The following is a 23,151-nucleotide window of genomic DNA, read 5'->3' on the forward strand; positions in this document are numbered from 1 at the left end:
CCTCAGGACGCCGTGATCAGGAAGCCGTCCCGTCCGTGCCGCCCCGGCGCCGCAGCCGGTCCCAGAGCCGGCGGACCGGACCGGTGACCGCACCGGCCACCCGGGCCGCCCGCCGGCGCACCGCGAGCCGCACGCCCAGCACCGCGTCGGAGAGCTTCCACCAGAGCTGCGCCGAGGACGGCGGCAGCAGGACCGCCCTGGTCCGCCCGGCCCGGTCCGTGCCGGCCCGCAGGCCGTCCCGGGCGGTCCGGACGTCCGCCGCCAGCGGCGCCGACACCCGGGCGGACCGGGCGTAGAGCACCCGCTCGGTGGCCAGCGCCACCCGGCCTGCGGCGGCCGCCGACGCCTCGTCCAGCTCGGCGGTCTCGGAGATCCGGCGGGCGGCGGCGCGCGGGGTGCGCGACTCGTCCGGCGGGATGCCGAGGTCCCAGGCGGAGTCGATCAGCTCGTCCCAGGCGGCCAGCACCTGCTCGTCGGTCAGCTCCGCCGGGCCGTCACCGCCGGGCCGGCGCCGCCCGCCCGCGCCGAGCCGCCGACGGCGCAGCAGCGTCCGCCAGAGCATCGGGGTGAGCAGCAGCGCGATCACCACCAGGACCGCGGCCAGGGTGGACAGCACCTGCCAGGAGAGCAGCCAGGAGTCCTCCCGGGCGCCGGCGGACCCCTTCTTCTGGTCCCCGCAGTCGCCCGTCCGGCGCAGCTTCGGGTCGCAGTCGCTGCTGCGGGAGGGCACCGCGACCGGCGCGGTGCTCTGTGCGGCGGCGGTGGGCGCGGTGGTCGGCGCGCTGGTGGGCGCGGCGACCGGCTCGGTGTAGCGGGGAGCCACCCCGACGCCCTTGGTGGGCTCGAAGCGGGTCCAGCCGAAGCCCTCGAAGTACAGCTCGGGCCACGCGTGGTACATCAGCCCGTTGACCGAGTACCGGTCGCCGCCCTTGGCGTTGCCCGGCGTGAAGCCGACCGCGACGCGGGAGGGGATGCCCAGGGTGCGGGCCATCGCCGCCATGGTGGAGGCGAAGTGCACGCAGAAGCCCTTGCGGTTGCGCAGGAACTCCACGATCGCGTCGTTGCCGGTGCCGGACTTGATCTGGGTGGTGTAGGTGAAGTCGGGGCCGGTGAACCAGTCCTGGAGCGCCAGCGCCTTGTCGTACGCGGTGGGCGCCCTGCTGGTGACCGCCTGGGCCTGCTGCCGGACGACGGACGGCAGGTCCCCGGGCAGGTCGGTGTAGTGCCCGGCGATCTGCGGCCGGGCGGGCAGCGCCTGGCGCAGGTCCTCGGCGGTGGGCCGGACGTCGTACGCGGTGACCTGGTAGTGCAGGCCCTTGATCGCCTTCTCCTTGCCGCCGGCCGGCTGGACGGTGCCGGTGAGGGTGTCCACCCTCCAGCTGCCGGGGTTCGGGACGGTGGCGCTCTTGGCCGGGTAGGGCATCGGCAGCCAGGCGGAGTCCAGGTTGTTGGTGACCTGGAAGTCGCCCGGGACCGTCGGGACGCCGAGGTCGCGCAGCCCCTCCGGGGGTGCGAAGGTGCCCTTGAAGTCGGTCGTGCCGGGGCTGCCGAGCTTCCATGCGGCGCCGTCGAACACGTCCAGCGAACCGGTGCGCAGGTAGGCGGTGTCCGCGAGGCTGCTGTCCATCCGGTAGGTGAGCAGCTCGATGTCGCTGGGCTTGGTCAGCGCGGACTCCAGGGTGACCAGCGGGTCGAGGCTGGTGACGCCCCCGGCGCCGGTGCCGGCGGCGGTGCCCTTGGGGCCGGTGTGGATCAGGCCGCCGTCCCAGCGCGGCAGGAACGCCGGCACCAGCAGCGCCAGTGCCAGCGCCAGGACGCCGACGCGCTGGCCGCTGAGGCTGAGCGTGCCGCCCTCGCCGCCGCGCGAGGTGCCGCGGAAGACCCGGCCCCAGCGGGAGACGCGGTCCTGGCCCTCGGCGAAGAGCAGTACCAGGTAGCCGGTGGAGGCGAGCCCGAACCAGACCCAGCTGCCCCGGTCGCCCGCCAGTCCGTTTCCGACGGAGTAGAGCGCCAGCAGCGGCAGTCCGGCCAGCGCCGAGCGCCGGTAGGTCACCGCGACGGTGTCCACGGCGATGGCGATCAGCCCGACGGAGGAGACCAGGATCAGCCGCAGGCCCGGGTTGGGCGGGGCCGGGATGGCGTACTCCCGGATGTCGTCCAGCCCGTGGCCGAGGACCTGGCCGAGGGTGCGCACCGACTCGGGGCCGGGCACCATGCCGCCGAAGCGGTTGGTGGCGCTCGCGAAGCCGACCAGCAGCAGGACGAACAGGACGAGCAGCTGTCCGAGCGGCACCGTCCAGCGGTAGAAGGGCGTCCGGCGCAGGCCCGCGCCGGACGCGGCGACCGCGAGGACCACCAGCAGGGCGTAGACGATCCAGCTCTTGCCGGTGAGCAGCGGGGCCAGGCAGAGCGAGGCCAGGGCGGTTGCCAGCGCCGAGTACACGGTCAGTTTGGCCCGGGTGGTCACGCGCCGGCCTCTTCTCGGTAGGGGGAGGACGACCCGGCCGCGTCGGCGGCCTGCCACAGGTCGGGGACGGAATCACCGGCGCGGACCGGCAGGACCGTCCAGCCGGCCTCGCGCAGCTGCCGGACGCGGGCGCGGAACTCGTCGCCGCCGGTGTCCGGGGCGAGCATCCGCAGGCCGCTCCAGGTGCCGGAGTCGAGCAGGAAGACCACGGCGCCGCCGGTGCGGTTGCGCAGCCGGGCCAGCCGGGCGGTCTGCGCCTCGTCGAGGTCGCCGAGGACGGCGACCAGCAGGCCCTCGCCGGCGGTCCGCAGCGGCTCCTCGGCACGGGAGAGCCCGCCGCCGTCGGAGAGGTCGACCACCGCGAGCGCGTCCAGGATCAGGCCGGAGGCGTCGGCCGCGGTGTTGCCGCCGCCGGCGTCCGGGCCGGGGACGCAGTGGCCGGTGTCGGTGAGCAGCCGGGTCTGGTAGCCGCGCTCCAGGAGGTGCACGGCGACCGAGGCGGCGCAGCCGACCGCCCACTCGAAGGAGGAGGCGGGGCCGCTGCCGCGGTGGCCGGTCTCCCGGGTGTCGAGCAGCACGGTGGCGCGGGCCTTCTGCGGCTGCTCCTCGCGGCGGACCATCAGCTCGCCGTACCGGGCGGTGGACTTCCAGTGCACCCGGCGCAGGTCGTCGCCGTGCCGGTACTCGCGCAGGATGACGTCGTCGTCCCCGGCCAGGGCCAGGGTGCGGGTGCGGCTCTCGCCCTGGCCGACCCACTCGCCGCTGAGCCGCACCTGCGGCAGGGCCTGGACCTGCGGCACCACGGTGAGCACGTCGGAGGCGGAGAACGAGCGGTTCAGCTCGCACATCCCGAACGGGTCGGAGAGCCGCAGCTGGAGCGGCCCGAGCGGGTAGCGGCCGCGCAGGTCGGAGCGGACCCGGTAGGACACCTCGCGGTTGCCGCGCGGCTCGATCCGGTCCAGCACGAACCGCGGGCGCGGCCCGAGTACGTACGGGACCTTGTCCTCCAGCAGCAGCAGGCCGGTGGGCACCCGGGAGACGTTGTCCACCCGCAGGTGGACCCGGGCCTCCTGACCGGCCACGGCCCGGCGGGGGGAGAGCCGCCGGCCGCTGGCCACCCGGTAGCGGGTGTTGGCCAGCAGCACCGCGGCGGCCAGCGGCAGGGCCGCGAGCAGCACGCCGACGCGCAGCAGGGCGTCCTGGTCCAGCACGTAGGAGCAGACCACCGCGGTGACCCCGGCGGCGAGGAAGGAGCGGCCCCGGGTGGTGAGGCCGCGCAGGCCGGCGCGCAGGCCCGACGGTGCGTCGGACGGCCCCACCTCAGCCCCTCCGGACGGCCGGGCCGCCCTGCGGGCGCGGCAGCGGCAGACGGGCGACGAGGTCGGCCACGATCTGCTCGGACGTGCGGCGGCTGAGCTGGGTCTCGGCGGTCGGCATCAGACGGTGGGCGAGCACCGGGACGGCCAGCCGCTGGATGTCGTCCGGGGTGACGTAGTCGCGCCCGTCCAGCGCGGCGGCGGCACGGGCGGCCCGCACCAGGTGCAGGGTGGCGCGCGGCGAGGCGCCCAGGCGCAGCTCGTGGCTGGTGCGGGTGGCGCCGACCAGGTCGACGGCGTAGCGGCGGACCGGGTCGGCGATGTGGACGGTGCGCACCAGCTCGACCAGCTTGAGGATGTCGGCGGCGTGCGCGACCGGCTGGAGGTCCTCCAGCGGGCTGGCGCCGGCGTGCACGTCGAGCATGGCGAGCTCGGCCTCGGGGCTCGGGTAGCCCATCGAGATCCGGGCCATGAAGCGGTCCCGCTGGGCCTCCGGGAGGGCGTAGGTGCCCTCCATCTCGACCGGGTTCTGGGTGGCCACCACCATGAACGGCGAGGGCAGCTCGTAGCTGGTGCCGTCGATGGTGACCTGGCGCTCCTCCATCGACTCCAGCAGCGCGGACTGGGTCTTCGGCGAGGCGCGGTTGATCTCGTCGCCGACCACGATCTGGGCGAAGATCGCGCCCGGGCGGAACTCGAAGTCGCGCTGGTGCTGGTCGAAGATGTTGGTGCCGGTGACGTCCGAGGGCAGCAGGTCGGGCGTGAACTGGATGCGCCGCACGGTGCAGTCGACGGACCGGGCCAGCGCCTTGGCCAGCATGGTCTTGCCGACGCCGGGCACGTCCTCCAGCAGCAGGTGGCCCTCGGCGAGCAGCACGGTCAGGGCGATCCGGACGGCCTCGGGCTTGCCCTCGATCACGCTCTCGATGTTGGCCCGCACCCGGTCCACGACGGCGGCGAGCTCCGGCAGGCCGACCGGGTGGTGGTAGCCGGGCGTCGGCTGATCGCCTTCCGTACGACCTTCGAGACCGGCCTGATCGTTGTAGCTCGTCACCCGTACGCTCCCTGGCACGCTGCGCCCACCTCACCCCGAGGCCGGCCCCCACCCCTGCTTGACGCGGCCCCTCCAGGAGCGGTTCCGTGCGGGAGCCGGTGCCGGGGACGGCCTGCGGCCTGGCCGCCCCAGGTGGTTCGGGGTCAGACCGGCAGGCGCATTCTCCCCCGGCCGGTGGCCAGAAGTCACCATCCGGCGGGGAAGCGCCGGGGGAAGGGGGGAGGGATGCACCGGGGAGGCGGCACCCGGGTGCGACGGGAACGCCGCGGCGTGGCCCGGACGGCGCTGGCCGGGCCGGCGGCGGTGCCGGGGAGCGGGGACGGGGTCAGGAGATCTCGCGGAGCAGTCCGGTGTGGACGTCGAAGACGAAGCCGCGCACGTCGTCGGTGTGCAGCAGGAACGGCGAGGTGCGCACCCGCTGCATGGACTGCCGGACGTCGCCGTCCAGGTCGACGAAGGCCTCCACCGCCCACTGCGGGCGCTGGCCGACCTCCAGCTCCAGCTCGCGCCGGAAGTCCTCGGTGAGGCCGAGCAGGCCGCAGCCGGTGTGGTGGATCAGCGCGACCGAGCGGGTGCCGAGGGCGCGCTGGCTGATGGTGAGCGAGCGGATGGTGTCGTCGGTCACGACGCCGCCGGCGTTGCGGATGACGTGGGCGTCGCCCAGTTCGAGGCCGAGCGCCGCGAACAGGTCGAGGCGCGCGTCCATGCAGGCGACCACGGCGATCTGCTGGACGGGGCGGGCGTCCATGCCGCCGTCGCGGAAGGTCACCGCGTACTCGCGGTTGGAGGCGACGAAGCGGTCGATGATGGTCGGGTGGGTGGTGTCGGCAGCGGCGGTCGGCGTGGGCCGGTCGGGGGTCACTGTCATACCGGAGACGTTAGTGCGATTCTCCCGTCCGTGGTGGGGTCAGTGGCTACAGAGCGGGCGGCTGTGATCGAGTGCATATCCACAACCCGACGGCCCCGGTGGCCGTTCCGTCCGGATATGTCCGCCCCGTGCGGGTGCCGGGAGAGCCGGGCCCGGGTACCGGGACGACGGGGCGGGGGCGCCGGGAGGGCTGCGGGGGCACTGCCGGGACGGACGGGGCGCGCGGGCCGCCGCGCGACCCCGGGAGACGGTGCCGGCCGGCCGCCGGGAAGGCCGCGACCTGCGGTGATCCGTTCCGCCGCCCGGGTGGTGCGCCGGAGCGGGCCATTGACTGGCGGGGTCCGCGCGATAGAGTTGCGGCGCAGTGGAGCACACCCGCCGGAGCCCGTCAACCGGGCCTTTCCGGCCGGTGCGGCGGCCGACGCGGCCCGTGGCCTCCACCCGCTCCGTGCCACCTGGCGCACCTTCCCCGGTGCCGGGCGGTCACGACCTTCCCCAGAGCGGGCGGGGACCACGGGCCGCGTCCCGGCCCGGGCGGCTCCCCCCAGGCGCCGGTTCCGGTGCGCAGTGGGCCAAAATGGTCGGAGCTCCCGGACATCGGGCTGCTCCGCACCGAGGAAGGGCGCCACCGCGCATGACCACCAATGATCCGGCCCCCAAGCACGTCCCCGTGATGCTGCAGCGGTGCATGGACGCGCTGGCCCCGGCCATCTCGCAGCCGGGGGCCGTGGTGGTGGACGCCACCCTCGGCCTCGGCGGGCACAGCGAGGCCCTGCTGACCCAGTTCCCGGAGGTCCGGCTGGTCGCGGTGGACCGCGACCCGGCGGCGCTGAAGCTCTCCGGTGAGCGGCTCGCCCGGTTCGGCGACCGGGCGACCCTGGTGCACGCCGTCTACGACGAGATCCCCGAGGTGCTGGAGCGCCTCGGCATCCCCGAGGTGCAGGGCGTCCTGTTCGACCTCGGCGTCTCCTCGATGCAGCTGGACGAGGCCGAGCGCGGCTTCGCCTACTCCCAGGACGCCCCGCTCGACATGCGGATGGACCAGACCCGGGGCCTGAGCGCGGCCGAGGTGCTGAACACCTACACCCACGGCCAGCTGGCCCGGATCCTCAAGGTCTACGGCGAGGAGCGGTTCGCCGGGAAGATCGCCTCGGTGATCGTGCGCGAGCGCGAGAAGGAACCGTTCACCACCAGTGCGCGTCTGGTCGAGTTGGTGCGCAACGCCATCCCGGCCGCCACCCGCCGCACCGGCGGGAACCCGGCCAAGCGCACCTTCCAGGCGCTGCGGATCGAGGTCAACGGCGAGCTGGAGGTCCTGGACCGGGCGATCCCGGGCGCACTGGACGCCCTGGCGCTGGGCGGTCGGATCGTCGTGATGTCCTACCAGTCGCTGGAGGACCGCCTGGTCAAGCAGTACCTCGCCGCCGGGGCGACCAGCACCGCCCCGCCGGGGCTGCCGTTCGTCCCCGAGGAGCACCAGCCCTGGCTGAAGCTGATCACCCGCGGTGCCGAGCTGGCCACCGAGGCGGAGATCGAGGAGAACCGGCGCGCCGCGCCCGTGCGGCTGCGGGTGGCGGAGAGGATCAGGGACCGAAGCACCCGGGGCTGACCAGGCCGGGGCGGTCCGAAGGGCGGAGGAGACAGCGTGGGGCCGGTGGCCGGAGGCGGGGCGGGGAGCGCGGTGCTCCCCGGGCAGGGCGGCAGGGCGCGGATCACGGTCCGCCCCGGGCGGCGCCCGGTACGGGGGCGGACGCCGTTCGCGGTCCTGGTGGTGGTCCTGCTCGCGGCCGGGCTGCTCGGCCTGCTGGCGCTGAACACCGCGCTCAACGAGGGCTCCTTCGAACTCTCCAGGCTCCAGCGGCAGACCACCGTGTTCACCGACGAGCAGCAGGGCCTCCAGCACCAGATCGACCAGAACTCCGCGCCGGACGCGCTGGCGCGCCGGGCCGCCGAGCTGGGCATGGTGCCGGCCGGCGGGATGGCCTTCCTGGACGTCCCGAACGGGGGCAAGGTGCTCGGCACGCCCGCTCCGGCGCAGGACGGCCAGCCGGTGAAACGGTCCACCGCGGAGCCGTGGCCGGGGAAGCCGCAGCCCTCGCCGAGCGCCCAGCCGAGCGCCGCCGCGCCCACGGCCCCCGCGGCCGGCGGCGACACCACCGTCCAGATCAACCCCGCCGTCCCCGCGCCGCGGCCGACGCCGACCGCGACCGGGGGTGCGGGCCGATGAGCCAACGGAACGAGCGGACCGGGCAGGGGGCGTGCGACGCGCCCGCCGGGCGCAGCGAGGTGGGGGCATGAGCACGCCACGACAGCCGTCAGGCGGAGGCGGCGGCACCGGCCGCCCCAGGCCCGCCGCCAAGGGCGCCGCGCCGCGCCAGGCCGCGCGCGGCCAGTCCGGCAAGGCGCAGCCCGGCAGGCAGCAGCCGGCGCGCTCGCAGCAGCCCGCCAAGCCGCAGCCCGCGCGCTCGCAGCAGCCGCCCAAGGCCCAGCCGGGGAAGGCACCGGCGGCGAAGGCCCAGCCCGCGAAGGCCCAGCCCCCGAAGCAGCCGTCCACCGGCCGGGCGGCCCGCAGCCGGCAGGGCGAGGCCCCCCGGACGCCGCAGCAGCGCCGCCCGGCCGCCCGCCCGCCGGTCCACGGCCAGGCGTCCGGCCGGCCGCGCCCGAAATCCCGCCCCCCGCAGCGCCCGCAGTCCAAGGCGATCCGGCTGGCCGATCAGCGTCGCCGGCTCCGGGTGGTCACCGTGGCGCTCTCCCTGGTGTTCTCGGTCTTCGCCGGCCGCCTGGTCCAGCTCCAGCTGCTGGACTCCGACGCGCTGGCCGCCGACGCCAACACCAACCGCTACCTGGACATCCCGATCACCGCCGAACGCGGCTCGATAACGTCCGCCGACGGCGTGGCCCTGGCCACCACCGTCGACGCGTACGACATCACCGCCGACCCGGCGATGTTCACCCCGGGCGCGGCCGGCATCCCGGACGCGCCCGAGCAGGCGGCCGCGCTGCTCGCACCGATCCTCGGCCTGCCCAAGGAGAGGATCGCCGCCGACCTGCACACCCCCAAGAGCCGCTACAAGCGGCTCGCCGCCCAGCAGACCCCGGACGTCAAGAACCAGATCGGCGACCTCAAGTCGACCCTGGAGAAGCAGGCCAACTCCCGGTCCTGCGTGGCCCAGCGGCGCCTGCTGAACAAGCCCGTGGACGAGGGCGGGCGGACCAGGCTGGACAACGAGTGCTTCAACCCGCTGGCCGGGGTCTTCAACCGGGACACCCAGAAGCGGGTCTACCCCTCGGACGGGCTGGCCGCCAACCTCGTCGGCTTCGTCAACGCCGAGGGTGAGGGCGCCGGCGGCCTGGAGTCGCAGTACCAGAAGGTGCTGACCGGCAAGGAGGGCCACAGCAGCTACGCCCAGTCCGGCGGCCGGCTGGTGCCCACCGCCGGGGGCTCGCTGGACCCGGCCGTGCCCGGCACCGACCTGCGGCTGACCATCAACCGGGACATCCAGTGGGCCGCCCAGCGCGCCATCACCGACCAGGTCGCCAACGCCGGGGCGGAGAAGGGCTACGTCGTCGTCCAGGACGTGAAGACGGGCCAGGTGCTGGCGATGGCCACCTCGCCCGGCTTCAACCCCAACGACCTGAGCACGGCCAAGTCCTCCCAGCTCGGGAACCCGGCCCTGCAGGACGCCTACGAGCCCGGCTCCACCGCCAAGCTGATGACCATGGCCGCCGTGCTGGACACCGGCAAGGCCACCTGGGACACCAAGGTGACGGTGCCGGGCCGGCTCCAGCGCGCGGACGTCAACTTCCAGGACGACGTCGACCACGACACCTGGTACCTGACCCTCGCCGGGGTGCTCGCCAAGTCCTCCAACATCGGCACCATCGAGGCCTTCGAGACGCTCGGCGCCGACCAGCCGGAGGCCAACCGGGTGCTCGACGGCTACCTGCACAAGTTCGGTGTCGCCCAGCCCTCGGGCCTCGGCTTCCCCGGCGAGACCGCCGGGAAGCTGAAGAAGCCGGAGGACCTGGTGGCCTCGGAGAAGTACAACATCACCTTCGGCCAGGGCCCGATGACCCTCAACGCCCTGCAAGCCACCTCGGTCTACTCCACCATCGCCAACGGGGGCGTCCGGGTGGCGCCGAGCGTCGTCCAGGGCACCACCTCGCCGGACGGCAAGTACACCCCGGCCGCACCCGGAGCACAGACCCGGGTGGTCAGCGAGCAGACGGCCAAGACCCTCACCGAGATGCTGGAGTCGGTGGTCACCGACGAGCAGGGCACCGGCGGCAAGGCCGCGGTCCCCGGCTACCGGGTGGCCGGCAAGACCGGTACCGCCAACCGGGCGGCGGCGAACGGAAAGGGCTACGACGGCTACACCGCGTCCTTCATCGGGTTCGCGCCCGCCGACGCACCCCGGGTCACCGTCTCCTGCGTGATCCAGAAACCGGTCAACGGCCACTTCGGCGGCCAGCTCTGCGGTCCGGTGTTCAAACAGGTGATGGAGTTCACCCTGAAGACCCTGCAGGTCCCGCCGAGCGGCAGCGAGGCACCCAACCTGCCCGTCGACTGGAAGCCGTGATCGACCATGAGCAACCAGCAGGCCGGGCGGGACGACGGCACGGCACGGGCCCGGTTTGGCCCTGGGCACCCTTCGGCGGATAGCCTTCCCGCCGTGCCGAAACCCGATCAAACCACCGTGACTCCGCCCCGCCCCGCCCGGGCCCAGGCCCAGCCGCTCGCCGGGCTGGCCCGTCTGCTCGGCCTCGCGCCGGTCGAGGGGGGACCGGTCACCGGTGTCACCCACGACTCCCGCGCGGTGCGCCCGGGCGATGTGTACGTGGCCTTCCCGGGCGCCAACCACCACGGCGCGGCCTTCGCAGCCCAGGCCGCCGCGGCGGGCGCGGTGGCGATGCTCACCGACCCGGCCGGCGCCGAGCTGGCGGCCGGCACCGGCCTGCCGCTGCTGGTGGTCGACCGGCCGCGGGCCCGGATGGGCGAGCTGGCCGCCGCCGTCTACGGCCGGCCCTCCGAGCGGCTGCTGATGATCGGGCTGACCGGGACCAACGGCAAGACCACCACCTCCTACCTGGTCGAGGGCGGCCTGCGCGGCGCCGGGCGCAACCCCGGCGTGATCGGCACCGTCGAGATGCGGGTCGGCAGCGAGCGGATCAAGAGCGAGCGGACCACCCCCGAGGCCACCGACCTGCACGCGATCCTCGCCGTGATGGGCGAGGCCGGCGCGGACGCGGTGACCATGGAGGTCTCCAGCCACGCGCTGGTCTTCGGCCGCACCGACGGCGTGGTCTACGACGTGGCGCTGTTCAACAACCTCACCCCCGAGCACCTCGACTTCCACCCGGACATGGAGGACTACTTCCAGGCGAAGGCCCGGCTCTTCCAGCCCGGCAAGTCCCGCCTCGGGGTGGCCAACCTGGACGACCAGTACGGGCGCCGGCTGGTCGCCGAGGCAGAGATCCCGATCACCTCCTTCTCCGCCACCGGCGCGCCCGAGGCCGACTGGCGGGCGGTCGACGTCCAGCTCGGCCCGGTCGGCTCGACCTTCCGGGTGCTCGGGCCCGACGGCGCCGAGGCCGACGCGGCCGTCCCGCTGCCCGGCCCGTTCAACGTGGCCAACGCGCTGGCCGCGATCACCCTGCTGGTCACCGCCGGGCTGCCGTTGGAGCAGGCCGTCGCCGGGATCGCCGCGGTGCCCGGTGTGCCGGGCCGGCTGGAGCGGGTCGACGCCGGGCAGCCGTACGTCGCGGTGGTCGACTACGCCCACAAGCCGGACGCCCTGGAGGCCGTCCTCGGCTCGCTGCGCGAGGTCACCAAGGGCCGGCTGCACGTGGTGGTCGGCTGCGGCGGGGACCGCGACCCGCACAAGCGCGCCCCGATGGGCGCCATCGCCGCCCGCCTGGCCGACACCGCCCTGCTGACGAGCGACAACCCGCGCAGCGAGGACCCGCTGGCGATCCTCGCCACCATGCTGACCGGCGCCGCCTCGGTGCCGGAGTCCGAGCGCGGCGCCGTCCTGGTGGTGCCCGACCGTGCCGAGGCGATCCACCTCGCGGTGGCGCGCGCCCAGGCCGGGGACACCGTGCTGGTGGCCGGCAAGGGCCACGAGCTCGGCCAGTACGTACGAGACGAGATCCGCCCCTTCGACGACCGGGAGGTGCTGCGCGAATCCATCACGCAGACCACGGCCGCCCGGGGCGACCGAGGAGTAGAGCAGCAGTGATCGCACTGACCCTCGCCGAGGTGGCCGCAGCAGTCGGGGGCACCCTGGACGGCGCCGACCCCGGCACCCAGGTGACCGGTCCGGTCGAGGTCGACTCGCGGAAGGTGCGCCCCGGCGGCCTCTTCGCGGCCTTCGTCGGCGAGCACGTGGACGGCCACGAGTACGCGACCACCGCGGTCGCGGCGGGCGCCGTCGCGGTGCTCGCCTCCCGCCCGGTCGGCGTTCCCGCCGTCCTGGTCGACAGCGTGGTGGACGCGCTCGGCAAGCTGGCCCGCGCCGTGGTCGCCCGGGCCGAGGCCACCACCGTGGTCGCGCTGACCGGCTCGGCCGGCAAGACCAGCACCAAGGACCTGATCGCCCAGCTGCTCCAGCGCCGCGGCGAGACCGTCTACCCGCCCGGGTCGCTCAACAACGAGATCGGCCACCCGATGACCGCGCTGCGGGTCGAGGCCGGCACCCGGCACCTGGTGATGGAGATGGGCGCCCGGCACAAGGGCGACATCGAGTACCTCACCTCGATCACCCCGCCCCGGATCGGCCTGGTGCTGAACGTCGGCACCGCGCACGTCGGCGAGTTCGGCTCGAAGGAGGCGATCGCCGAGGCCAAGGGCGAGCTGGTCGAGTCGCTGCCGGCGGACGGTGCGGCGATCCTCAACGCCGACGACCCGCTGGTGCGCGCGATGGCCTCCCGGACGAAGGCGAGGGTGGTCCTCTTCGGGGAGTCGAAGGAGGCCCACGTCCGGGCACAGGATGTTCGCCTGGACTCCACCGGACGGCCATCGTTCACGCTGACCACCCCAGCCGGTTCCGCACCGGTGAACCTGCGCCTGTACGGTGAGCACCACGTCTCGAACGCCCTCGCCGCCGCTGCGGTGGCGGTGGAGCTCGGGATGTCCGTCGACGACACCGCCGAAGCACTGAGCGAGGCGGGTGCGCTGTCCCGCTGGCGCATGGAGGTCGTCGACCGGGCCGATGGTGTCACCGTCGTCAACGACGCCTACAACGCGAACCCCGACTCGATGCGGGCCGCGCTGCGGGCGCTGGTCTCGATGGGGGGCCGCGGCCCGGAGCGCCGCCGGACCTGGGCGGTGCTCGGCGAGATGCGGGAGCTCGGCGAGGAGAGCCTGGCCGAGCACGACGCCATCGGGCGGCTCGCGGTACGGCTGGACGTCACCAAGCTGGTGGCGGTCGGCGGTCGCGAGGCGGCCTGCATGGAACTGGGCGCGAGGAACGAAGGTTCGTGGGGTGAGGAGTCGGTGCTGGTGTCCGACGCGGACGCGGCGGTCGAGCTGCTGCGCAGTCAGCTGCTGCCGGGGGATGTGGTCCTGGTGAAGGCCTCCCGCTCGGTGGGGCTGGAGAAGGTTGCCGAGGCGCTGCTCGCGGACGGTGCGGCCGCCTGATGAAGCAGATCCTCTTCTCCGGCATGATCGGCCTGGTCCTGTCGTTGCTCGGCACCCCGGCCCTGATCAAGCTGCTCGCCAAGCGCGGCTACGGCCAGTACATCCGCGACGACGGCCCCAAGGCGCACCACAGCAAGAAGGGCACGCCCACCATGGGCGGCATCGCCTTCATCCTGGCGACGGTCATCGCCTACTTCGCCACCAAGGCGATAACGGGCGAGACCCCGACCGCCTCCGGGCTGCTGGTGCTCTTCCTGACGGTGGGTCTGGGCCTGGTCGGCTTCCTCGACGACTACATCAAGGTCGTCAAGCGCCGCTCGCTCGGCCTGCGGGCGAAGGCCAAGCTCGTCGGCCAGTCCGCCGTCGCCCTCGTCTTCGCGGGGCTGGCGATGCAGTTCGCCGACGACCGCGGTCTCACCCCGGCCTCCCAGCACCTGTCGTTCGTCCGGGACTTCAAGTGGTCCATCGGGCCGGTGCTGTTCGTGATCTTCGCCTACTTCATGATCGCCGCGATGTCGAACGGCGTGAACCTGACGGACGGTCTGGACGGTCTGGCGACCGGCGCCTCGGTGATGGTCTTCGGCGCCTACACCTTCATCGGCGTCTGGGAGTACGGCCAGAGCTGCGCCTACGCCATCTCGGCCACCGCCAACTGCTACGACGTGCGCGACCCGCTGGACCTCGCGGTGGTCGCCGCCGCCCTGATGGGCTCCTGCTTCGGCTTCCTCTGGTGGAACACCTCGCCCGCCAAGATCTTCATGGGTGACACCGGCTCGCTCGCCCTCGGCGGCGCCCTGGCCGGCCTGGCGATCTGCTCCCGCACCGAGCTGCTGCTCGCGCTGCTCGGCGGCCTCTACGTGATCATCACCCTCTCGGTGATCATCCAGGTCGGCTCCTTCCGGATGACCGGCAAGCGCGTCTTCAAGATGGCCCCGCTCCAGCACCACTTCGAACTCAAGGGCTGGACCGAGGTCCTGATCGTGGTCCGCTTCTGGATCATCCAGGGCCTCTGCGTGGCCGTCGGCCTCGGCCTCTTCTACGCGGGATGGGTGACCGGATGACCAACCCCGACTGGGCCGCACTGCCGGTCACCGTCGCCGGCCTCGGCGTCTCCGGGATCAGCGCCGCCCGCGTGCTGCACGGCCTCGGTGCCCACGTCACCGTCGTGGACGGCGGTTCGAGCGAGGGCCTGAAGGCCCGCGCCGCCGAGCTGACGGCCCAGGGCATCACCGTGCGCCTCGGCGACGGCGACAGCCTGCCCGAGGGCACCCGGCTGATCGTCACCTCGCCCGGCTGGCCGCCCAGCAGCCCGCTGTTCGCCGCCGCCGACGCGGCCGGCATCGAGGTCTGGGGTGACGTCGAACTCGCCTGGCGGCTGCGCAGGCCGCTGCCGGCCACCGGCGAACCCGCCCCCTGGCTGGCCGTCACCGGCACCAACGGCAAGACCACCACCGTCCAGATGCTCGCCTCGATCCTCACCGCCGCCGGCCGGCGCACCGCCGCCGTCGGCAACGTCGGGGTCTCGGTGCTGGACGCGGTGCTCGCCGACGAGCCGTACGACGTGCTCGCGGTCGAACTCTCCAGCTACCAGCTGCACTGGGCGCCCTCGCTGCGCCCGTACTCGGCGGCCGTCCTCAACCTGGCGCCGGACCACCTGGACTGGCACGGCTCGATGGAGGCGTACGCCGCCGACAAGGGCCGGATCTACGAGGGCAACGTCGTCGCCTGCGTCTACAACCTGGCCGACCCGGCCACCGAGGCGCTGGTCCGCGAGGCCGATGTCGAGGAGGGGTGCCGGGCGGTCGGCTTCGGCCTCGGGGCGCCCGGCCTGTCGAACTTCGGCGTGGTCGACGGCCTGCTGGTGGACCGCGCCTTCGTGGCGGACCGGGCCAAGAGCGCCGCCGAGCTGGGCTCCGTCGAGGACGTCAACCCGCCGGCGCCGCACAACATCGCCAACGCGCTCGCCGCCGCCGCCCTCGCCCGGGCGTACGGGGTCGACCCCAAGGCCGTCCGCGAGGGCCTGCGGGCCTTCCGTCCGGACGCCCACCGGATCGCCGAGGTCGGCGTGGTCGACGGCGTCACGTACATCGACGACTCCAAGGCCACCAACACGCACGCCGCGGCGGCCTCGCTGGCCGCGTACCGGCCGATCGTCTGGATCGCCGGCGGCCTGGCCAAGGGCGCCACCTTCGACGACCTCGTCCAGGGCGCGGCCGAGCGGCTGCGCGGCGCGGTGCTGATCGGCGAGGACCGCGCGCTGGTCCGGGAGGCCCTGGCGCGACACGCGCCGGATGTCCCGGTCATCGAGGCCGCCGAGGGCCAGACTGGCGCGGTGGCGATGACGGAGGTGGTCCGCGCGGCCGCGTCGCTCGCCCAATCGGGTGACACGGTGCTGCTGGCCCCGGCCTGCGCCTCGATGGACATGTTCACCAACTACGGCGAGCGCGGCGACCTCTTCGCGGCGGCGGTCCGGGGGCTGGCGGGCAGCTGACGGCCCCCGGCCGAGCGGACCCCGGGGCCGCGGCCGGGAGGCGGGCGGGGCGAAGACGGAGGAGAGCAGGGCGTGGTGGCGGGGCAGGGCAGGGCGGGCGGTACCGGTGCGCCGGAGAAGGGCCCGGCCGATCCCTGGCGGGTGATCTCGGCCACCACGACCGCCTACAAGTCGGCCGGGCCGGTGGCCCGTGTGCAGGCCTTCCGGGCCCGTTTGCGGTACACGCTGGACCGGCCGCTGACGCCCTATCTGCTGATCATCGGCTCGACGCTGCTGCTGGTGGTGCTCGGCCTGCTGATGGTCTTCTCCGCCTCGCAGATCCTCGCCCTGGGCCAGCACCGCTCGGCACAGTTCTACTTCCTCAAACAGCTGGTCGCGGCCATGCTCGGCCTCGTCCTGCTGATCGGCTTCGCGTCCGTCCCGGTCGCGGTGCTGCGGGTGATCGTCTACCCGGTGATGCTCGGGGTGATCGGCGCGCTGGCGCTGGTCGCCATCCCCGGCGTCGGGGTGGAGGTCAACGGCAACCGGAACTGGCTGGACCTGGGCTTCTTCCAGTTCCAGCCGTCCGAGTTCGCCAAACTCGCGCTGGTGCTCTGGGGCGCCGACCTGCTCGCCCGCAAGCAGCGCAACGGCACCCTCGACCAGTGGAAGCACCTGCTCGTGCCGCTGGTGCCCGGCGCCCTGCTGCTGCTCGCGATGATCATGCTCGGCGGTGACATGGGCACCTCGATGATCCTGGTGGCCATGCTGTTCGGCCTGCTCTGGATGGTCGGCGCCCCGCTGCGGCTGTTCGTGGCCACCCTCGGCGTCGCCGTCGTGGTGTGCACCGCCCTGGTGGTGACCGTCCCGCACCGGGCCGAACGGCTCTCCTGCATCGGCGTCACCAAGCTCGACCCGGCCGGCGCCTGTTTCCAGGCCCTGCACGGGGTCTATTCGTTCGGGCTCGGCGGTCTCTTCGGCTCCGGACTCGGCGCCGGCGTCGAGAAATGGGGCCAGCTCCCGGAGGCGCACACCGACTTCATCTTCGCCGCGACGGGCGAGGAACTGGGCCTGGTGGGGACGCTGTCGGTGATCGGTCTCTTTGCGGCACTAGGCTACGCGGGTATCCGTGTGGCCATCGGTACGAAGGACCCCTTCGTCAGGTACGCCGCGGGAGCCGCCACCACGTGGATCATGGCGCAGGCCGTGATCAACCTCGGGTCGGCGCTGGGACTGCTGCCCATCGCGGGCGTCCCGCTCCCGCTGTTCTCCTACGGCGGTTCCGCCATGCTGTCGGCCATGTCCGCGATCGGTGTGCTGCTCTGCCTCGCACGCAGCACCTCGGGCGCGAAGGCGGCCCTGGCCGCCCGGAGCAAGAACTCCCGGATCAGGAGACGACTGGCCCGGGTGCTGCCACGACGACGAACCACAGCGCGCCCGGCCCCGGTGCCGGCGCGCAGGGAGCGGTGAATTTCGGTGCATGTCGTACTCGCCGGCGGGGGGACCGCCGGTCACATCGAGCCGGCCCTCGCCCTCGCGGACGCCCTCCGCAGGCACGACCCGTCCATCGGGATCACCGCCCTGGGCACCGAACGCGGCCTGGAGACCCGGCTGGTACCCGAGCGCGGCTACCAGCTGGAGCTGATCCCGGCCGTCCCGCTGCCGCGCAAGCCCACCCCCGAGCTGATCACCGTCCCGGGCCGGCTGCGCGGCACCGTCCGGGCCGCCCAGGAGATCATCGAGCGGGTCAACGCGGACGTGGTGGTCGGCTTCGGCGGCTACGTCGCGATGCCGGCCTACCTGGCCGCCAAGCGGGCCGGTGTGCCGATCGTGGTGCACGAGGCCAACGCCCGGCCCGGCCTGGCCAACAAGATCGGCGCCCGGTACAGCGACTTCGTCGCCGTCTCCACGCCGGACAGCAAGCTGCGCGACTCCCGGTACATCGGCATCCCGCTGCGCCGGACCATCGCCACGCTGGACCGTAACGCGGCCCGCCCGGAGGCCCGGCACTACTTCGGCCTCGACCAGCGGCTGCCCACCCTGCTGGTCTCCGGCGGTTCGCAGGGCGCCCGCCGCCTCAACGAGACCGTCACCGCGATCGCGCCGCGGCTCCAGCAGTACGGCGTGCAGATCCTGCACGCGGTCGGCCCGAAGAACGAGCTGCCGCAGGTGGACGACATCCCCGGGATGCCGCCGTACCGCCCGGTGCCGTACGTCGACCGGATGGACCTCGCGTACGCCGCCGCCGACCTGATGCTCTGCCGGGCCGGCGCCATGACGGTGGCCGAGCTGGCCGCGGTCGGCCTGCCCGCCGCCTTCGTCCCGCTGCCGATCGGCAACGGCGAGCAGCGGCTGAACGCCCAGCCGATGGTCAAGGCCGGCGGCGGCCTGCTGGTCGACGACGCGGAGCTGACCCCGGACTGGGTGCTGCAGAACGTGCTGCCGGTCCTCACCGACCCGCAGAAGCTCTGGGACATGAGCCGGTCCGCCGCCGAGTTCGGCCGCCGGGACGCCGACGAGCTGCTGGTCGGCATGGTGTACGAGGCGATCGAGGCAGCCCGGGGCGGCCGCCGTCGTGGCTGACGGCCGGCTCGCCGACCCCCTGGACGACGAGCTGGAGACCGGGGAGTACGCTCCCCGGCTCCGGCTCTCCCGGCGGGGCGTCGTGGTGCTGGGTGCGCTCGGCGCCCTGGTACTCGGCGGGCTGGCCTGGCTGGTGTTCCTCTCGTCGGTGCTGGACGTGCGCAGCGTCTCGGTGCAGGGCGTGCAGGACGACAAGCTGACGGCCGACCAGGTCCGCGCGGCGATCGGCACGGTCGGCGACGGCCCGCTGGCCCGGGTGGACCTGGCCGGCGTCGAGCGGCGGGTGAAGGCGATCCCGCGGGTGGCCGGGGCCGAGGTCTGGCGCGGCTGGCCGCACACCCTCCAGGTGAAGATCGTCCAGCGCAGGCCGGTCGCCGCCGTCAAGGAGGAGGACGGCCGGTTCACCCAGGTCGACGCGGGGGGCGTGAGCTTCGCCACCGAGGCGGCCGCCCCCGAGGGGGTGCCGGTGGTGGAGCTGCGGCTCGGTCAGCCGGCCCGGGACGCGGACCAGGTGATCTCCAGGCCGCAGCTGGTGCAGGGCGCGGTGGCGGTGGCCGCCGGCCTGCCCGACGAGGTCCGGCAGCGGGCCGGGTCGGTGCTGGTGCACTCCTACGACGACATCCAGTTGCAGCTCAGCGGGGGTGCGACGGTGCGCTGGGGGAGTCCGGAGCAGACCGATCGCAAGGCCCGGGTCCTGGTGGCGCTGCTGCATCAGAAGGGTACGAACTTCGATGTCAGCGCTCCGGAGGCGCCGGCGGTGTCCGGATGATCCGGTAGGTTCTCTGTCTGGGGGAGGGGTTGACGCGGGTTTCGTGTCGGCCTGACCCTTGGTGGTCACCCCGGTTTCATAAGCCGGTTGATGATCACATAGGCTCAAAAGAAAAAGGGAAGCTCGGCGTGTTCGTTGAAACACGTGCCCGGGGCCACCTAGTGTCCTGTGTCACCAGACTGTGCTTCCTGGTGATGTGACGGGGGCACAGGACTAACCCTAAAGGTCAAGTTTAGGGTTGGGGTCGGCGGTCGGCATTTCAGACATTCAGTCAGAAACCAGGCTCCCTACCCATCGACATCCGTCGGAACGGCACCCCACCGGGAGCCGGGCCGACCCGGAAATTCGAGGCGAGAGGCCTTCGACGTGGCAGCACCGCAGAACTACCTCGCAGTCATCAAGGTCGTCGGTATCGGCGGCGGTGGTGTCAACGCCATCAACCGGATGATCGAGGTCGGTCTCAAGGGCGTCGAGTTCATCGCGATCAACACCGATGCGCAGGCCCTCCTGATGAGCGACGCCGACGTCAAGCTCGATGTGGGCCGTGAACTCACCCGGGGCCTCGGCGCCGGCGCCAACCCCGAGGTCGGCCGCAAGGCCGCCGAGGACCACCGTGAGGAGATCGAGGAGGTCCTCAAGGGGGCCGACATGGTCTTCGTGACGGCCGGCGAGGGCGGTGGTACCGGCACGGGCGGCGCGCCGGTCGTCGCCAACATCGCCCGCTCGCTCGGCGCGCTGACCATCGGCGTGGTCACCCGCCCGTTCACCTTCGAGGGCCGCCGCCGGGCGAACCAGGCGGAGGACGGCATCGCCGGCCTGCGCGAAGAGGTCGACACCCTGATCGTGATCCCCAACGACCGGCTGCTGTCCATCTCGGACCGCCAGGTCAGCGTGCTGGACGCGTTCCGCTCCGCCGACCAGGTGCTGCTCTCGGGCGTCCAGGGCATCACCGACCTGATCACCACCCCGGGTCTGATCAACCTCGACTTCGCCGACGTCAAGTCCGTGATGTCCGACGCCGGCTCGGCGCTGATGGGCATCGGTTCGGCCCGCGGGGAGGACCGCGCCAAGGCGGCCGCCGTGATGGCGATCTCCTCGCCGCTGCTGGAGGCCTCGATCGACGGCGCCCGCGGTGTCCTGCTCTCCATCTCCGGTGGCTCCGACCTCGGCCTGTTCGAGATCAACGAGTCCGCCCAGCTGGTCAGCGAGGCCGCGCACCCCGAGGCCAACATCATCTTCGGTGCGGTCATCGACGACGCGCTCGGCGACGAGGTCCGCGTCACCGTGATCGCCGCGGGCTTCGACGGCGGCCAGCCGCCGGCCATCGTCCGCGACCCGGTGGTCAAGGCCGGCCAGGCGGCCGCGACGCCGGCCCCCGCCCCCGAGCGTCCGGCGGGCCGGCCCTCGTACGGGAGCATCGGCTCGGTGGCGGCCCGCCCGGAGGGTGAGACGGCCGGCGCGCCGCGGCCGTCCGAGGCCCCGGCCACCGCGACCGCCGCCCCGGTGCCGCCGCAGGTGCAGCCCGCGCGGCAGCCGTTCGTGGAGAGCCCCGCCGAGGAGCTCGACGTCCCGGACTTCCTTAAGTGATCGATCGCACGTCCCGCAACGGTGCTCACTTCGCCTTCACCACCCGGTGGGGCGGGGTGAGCACTTCGCCGTACGGGGAGCTGAACCTCGGCGGTGCGGTGGGGGACGACCCGGCCGCCGTCCGGGAGAACCGGGCGATCACGGCCCGCTGGCTGGGCCTCGACCCGGCGGACGTGGTCTGGATGAACCAGGTCCACGGTGCGGAGGTCGCCGTGGTGACGGAGCGCCAGCCGGCCGGGGAGGCCCCGGCCGTGGACGCGGTGGTCACCGACCGGCCGCTGGCGCTGGCGGTGCTGACCGCCGACTGCACCCCGGTCCTGCTGGCCGACCCGGTGGCGGGCGTGGCGGGGGCGGCCCACGCGGGCCGGCCCGGGCTCGCCGCGGGCGTGGTGCCGGCGGTGATCGCGGCCATGGTCGGACTGGGCGCCGAGCCGGGGCGGATCACCGCCGCGATCGGGCCCGCGGTCTGCGGCCGCTGCTACGAGGTGCCGGCCGCACTGCGCGCCGAGGTCGCCGGGCTGGTGCCGGCCGCGTACGCCGAGACGTCCTGGGGCACGCCGGCCCTGGACCTGCCGGAGGGAGTGGCGGCCCAGCTGGCCGCTGCGGGAGTCACCGAGTTGGTGCGATCATCGGTCTGCACCCTCGAATCTTCCGATCACTACTCCTACCGCCGCGAGCAGCGCACGGGCCGGCTCGCGAGCTACGTCTGGTTGGGCTCTGACATCTCATGACGAACGACATCTACGGACCGTTCCCGGGCAGCCCCGAGTTCCTCGACGCCCTGACGGAGGGCCAGCGGGCCAGGTACGAGCAGCTCGGCACCAACCTCGACGTCGTCGAGCGGCGGATCTCCGACGCCTGTGCGGCGGCCGGGCGGGCGCGTGACGAGGTGAAGCTGGTCGTCGTCACCAAGACGTACCCGGCCGAGGACACCGCGCTGCTGGCCGCGCTGGGCGTCACCGACGTCGCGGAGAACCGCGACCAGGACGCCGCCCCCAAGGCGGAGCAGTGCGGAAACCTTCCGCTGGTCTGGCACTTCGTCGGCCAGCTGCAGACCAACAAGGTCCGCTCGGTGGTCCGGTACGCGAACCACGTGCACTCGGTCGACCGGCTGCGGCTGGTCGGGTCGCTCTCCGCGGCGGTGGGGGCGTCCGGGCGGCCGGAGCTGGGCTGCCTGGTGCAGGTCGCGCTGGAGAAGGAGCACGGCGAGGGGGAGGGCCGGGCCGGGGTCGGTCCGGCGGAGGTCGAGGCGCTGGCCGAGGCGATCGCCGACGCGCCCGGGCTGCGGCTGGACGGTGTGATGACCGTCGCCCCGCTCGCCGGACCGCTCGCCGCAGACCCGGCCCGGGCGTTCGGGCGGCTGGCGGAAATCGCAACCGCCGTACGGGCGGCCCATCCTGCTGCCACCATGGTCTCCGCAGGAATGAGCGGCGACCTGGAGCAGGCCGTTGCCGCCGGGGCGACACATGTGCGCGTCGGAACGGCGGTACTCGGAGTGCGGTCACCCCTCGGGTAACGTCACCGGGTAGTAGATCAGACTGCAGGACAAAATAGGACAGAAACTAGCAGCTTTCCAGAGCGCTAGCCAACCGTGGATCGCAGCTCCGCGGCCCCCACCCACGACTTCTGACCGGCCGTCGGTCTGACGGGCGGTCGTGGGCGGACCGCGGAATCCGCAGGCGGGGCCGTACGGCCTGGCCGCCGGTGAGGAGCGGGTCCACCACAAGCGGAGGAGACAGGAGCATGGCCGGCGCAATGCGCAAGATGGCGGTCTACCTCGGCCTCGTGGAGGACGAGACGTACGACGGTCAGGGGTACGACCCCGACGACGACTACGACGCGGACCCCGAGCCGATCCGCGCCGGGCGGACGGAGGACATTCCCCGGCCCGCCGCTCCGGTGCCCGCCCCGGTCTCCTCGATCACGCCGCAGCCCGTACCGGCCGCGGTCCCGATCCGGCAGGAGACTCCGAGGATGGCCCCAGTGTCGTCCATCACACCCGAACGCCGCCACAACCTGGAGAAGAGCGCCCCGGTGATCATGCCCAAGGTAGTGAACGAACGAGAGCCCTACCGCATCACCACGCTGCACCCCCGGACCTACAACGAGGCCCGTACCATCGGGGAACAGTTCCGTGGCGGGACGCCGGTGATCATGAATCTGACCGAGATGGACGACACCGACGCGAAGCGCCTCGTAGACTTCGCCGCTGGACTCGTCTTCGGTCTGCACGGCAGTATCGAGCGCGTGACACAGAAGGTGTTCCTGCTGTCGCCTGCTAACGTCGATGTCACGGCGGAGGACAAGGCTCGGATCGCCGAGGGTGGGTTCTTCAACCAGAGCTGACCCGGCCACGACTTTACGTGTGGATCTGATCGACAGTGAGTTAACGACAGGC

Annotated in this window: 18 protein-coding genes; 14 read left to right on the forward strand and 4 right to left on the reverse strand. The window is 73.4% G+C overall.

Translation table 11 applies throughout. The features are described from left to right. Nucleotides 1-16 precede the first annotated feature (16 nt). From C2142_RS27985 to C2142_RS28000, 4 genes are all read right to left on the reverse strand, one after another. Nucleotides 17-2,467 carry a DUF3488 and transglutaminase-like domain-containing protein gene (locus tag C2142_RS27985; RefSeq protein WP_148645507.1) on the reverse strand — a complete coding sequence of 817 codons (2,451 nt, stop codon included), beginning with the start codon at nt 2,465-2,467 and terminating at the stop codon, nt 17-19. Then, a complete protein-coding gene (locus tag C2142_RS27990; protein ID WP_241002819.1) occupies nt 2,464-3,786 on the reverse strand; it encodes a DUF58 domain-containing protein in 1,323 nt (440 codons plus the stop codon). Before C2142_RS27990 ends, C2142_RS27985 begins: the two co-directional genes overlap by 4 nt. Nucleotide 3,787: 1 nt before the next feature. Next, nucleotides 3,788-4,753, reverse strand: a complete 966-nt coding sequence (locus C2142_RS27995) for a MoxR family ATPase (protein ID WP_148645968.1) — start codon at nt 4,751-4,753, stop codon at nt 3,788-3,790. Nucleotides 4,754-5,162: 409 nt separating this feature from the next. Further along, nucleotides 5,163-5,705 (reverse strand): carbonic anhydrase, encoded by a 543-nt coding sequence (locus tag C2142_RS28000; RefSeq protein ID WP_148645508.1) that lies wholly within the window; start codon nt 5,703-5,705, stop codon nt 5,163-5,165. Between the two features lie 634 nt (nt 5,706-6,339). Between C2142_RS28000 and rsmH the strand changes: the two genes are divergently transcribed. The 14 genes from rsmH (at nt 6,340) to sepF (ending at nt 23,099) form a co-directional block, all read left to right on the forward strand. Next, complete coding sequence (gene rsmH / locus C2142_RS28005; protein WP_148645509.1) at nt 6,340-7,314, forward strand: 16S rRNA (cytosine(1402)-N(4))-methyltransferase RsmH; 975 nt, start codon at nt 6,340-6,342, stop codon at nt 7,312-7,314. A 36-nt stretch (nt 7,315-7,350) separates the two neighbouring features. Further along, nucleotides 7,351-7,932 (forward strand): cell division protein FtsL, encoded by a 582-nt coding sequence (locus tag C2142_RS28010; protein ID WP_241002820.1) that lies wholly within the window; start codon nt 7,351-7,353, stop codon nt 7,930-7,932. A gap of 67 nt (nt 7,933-7,999) precedes the next feature. Beyond that, nucleotides 8,000-10,285, forward strand: coding sequence for a penicillin-binding protein 2 (locus tag C2142_RS28015; RefSeq protein WP_148645510.1), 2,286 nt, complete (start codon nt 8,000-8,002; stop codon nt 10,283-10,285). A 93-nt stretch (nt 10,286-10,378) separates the two neighbouring features. Further along, the gene (locus C2142_RS28020; RefSeq protein ID WP_148645511.1) at nt 10,379-11,944 is read left to right on the forward strand and encodes a UDP-N-acetylmuramoyl-L-alanyl-D-glutamate--2,6-diaminopimelate ligase; all 1,566 of its coding nucleotides are present in this window, start codon (nt 10,379-10,381) and stop codon (nt 11,942-11,944) included. Then, entirely contained in the window at nt 11,941-13,344 is a 1,404-nt protein-coding gene (gene murF, locus C2142_RS28025) for a UDP-N-acetylmuramoyl-tripeptide--D-alanyl-D-alanine ligase (RefSeq protein ID WP_148645512.1), read from the forward strand. The genes C2142_RS28020 and murF overlap by 4 nt, the downstream gene beginning before the upstream one ends. After that, nucleotides 13,344-14,405: a phospho-N-acetylmuramoyl-pentapeptide-transferase gene (gene mraY / locus C2142_RS28030; protein WP_174315758.1), complete on the forward strand. Its 1,062-nt coding sequence runs from the start codon at nt 13,344-13,346 to the stop codon at nt 14,403-14,405. Before murF ends, mraY begins: the two co-directional genes overlap by 1 nt. Next, a complete protein-coding gene (gene murD / locus C2142_RS28035) occupies nt 14,402-15,835 on the forward strand; it encodes a UDP-N-acetylmuramoyl-L-alanine--D-glutamate ligase (RefSeq protein ID WP_148645514.1) in 1,434 nt (477 codons plus the stop codon). Before mraY ends, murD begins: the two co-directional genes overlap by 4 nt. A gap of 141 nt (nt 15,836-15,976) precedes the next feature. Continuing rightward, nucleotides 15,977-17,284, forward strand: coding sequence for a putative lipid II flippase FtsW (gene ftsW / locus C2142_RS28040; RefSeq protein ID WP_148645970.1), 1,308 nt, complete (start codon nt 15,977-15,979; stop codon nt 17,282-17,284). 6 nt (nt 17,285-17,290) lie between these two features. Beyond that, entirely contained in the window at nt 17,291-18,397 is a 1,107-nt protein-coding gene (murG, locus tag C2142_RS28045; protein ID WP_148645515.1) for an undecaprenyldiphospho-muramoylpentapeptide beta-N-acetylglucosaminyltransferase, read from the forward strand. Further along, on the forward strand, nt 18,390-19,166 hold the full coding sequence (locus tag C2142_RS28050) for an FtsQ-type POTRA domain-containing protein (protein WP_148645516.1): 777 nt from the start codon (nt 18,390-18,392) through the stop codon (nt 19,164-19,166). The genes murG and C2142_RS28050 overlap by 8 nt, the downstream gene beginning before the upstream one ends. Nucleotides 19,167-19,532: 366 nt before the next feature. After that, nucleotides 19,533-20,753, forward strand: coding sequence for a cell division protein FtsZ (gene ftsZ / locus C2142_RS28055; protein ID WP_148645517.1), 1,221 nt, complete (start codon nt 19,533-19,535; stop codon nt 20,751-20,753). Beyond that, nucleotides 20,750-21,484, forward strand: coding sequence for a peptidoglycan editing factor PgeF (gene pgeF, locus C2142_RS28060; protein WP_174315759.1), 735 nt, complete (start codon nt 20,750-20,752; stop codon nt 21,482-21,484). The genes ftsZ and pgeF overlap by 4 nt, the downstream gene beginning before the upstream one ends. Further along, on the forward strand, nt 21,481-22,269 hold the full coding sequence (locus C2142_RS28065) for a YggS family pyridoxal phosphate-dependent enzyme (RefSeq protein WP_148645518.1): 789 nt from the start codon (nt 21,481-21,483) through the stop codon (nt 22,267-22,269). Before pgeF ends, C2142_RS28065 begins: the two co-directional genes overlap by 4 nt. Before the next feature lie 227 nt (nt 22,270-22,496). Continuing rightward, on the forward strand, nt 22,497-23,099 hold the full coding sequence (gene sepF, locus C2142_RS28070) for a cell division protein SepF (protein WP_148645519.1): 603 nt from the start codon (nt 22,497-22,499) through the stop codon (nt 23,097-23,099). The last annotated feature ends 52 nt before the right edge of the window (nt 23,100-23,151 follow it).

Origin of the sequence: Streptomyces sp. CB01881, assembly GCF_002953255.1 — a bacterium.
Lineage (GTDB): Bacteria > Actinomycetota > Actinomycetes > Streptomycetales > Streptomycetaceae > Kitasatospora.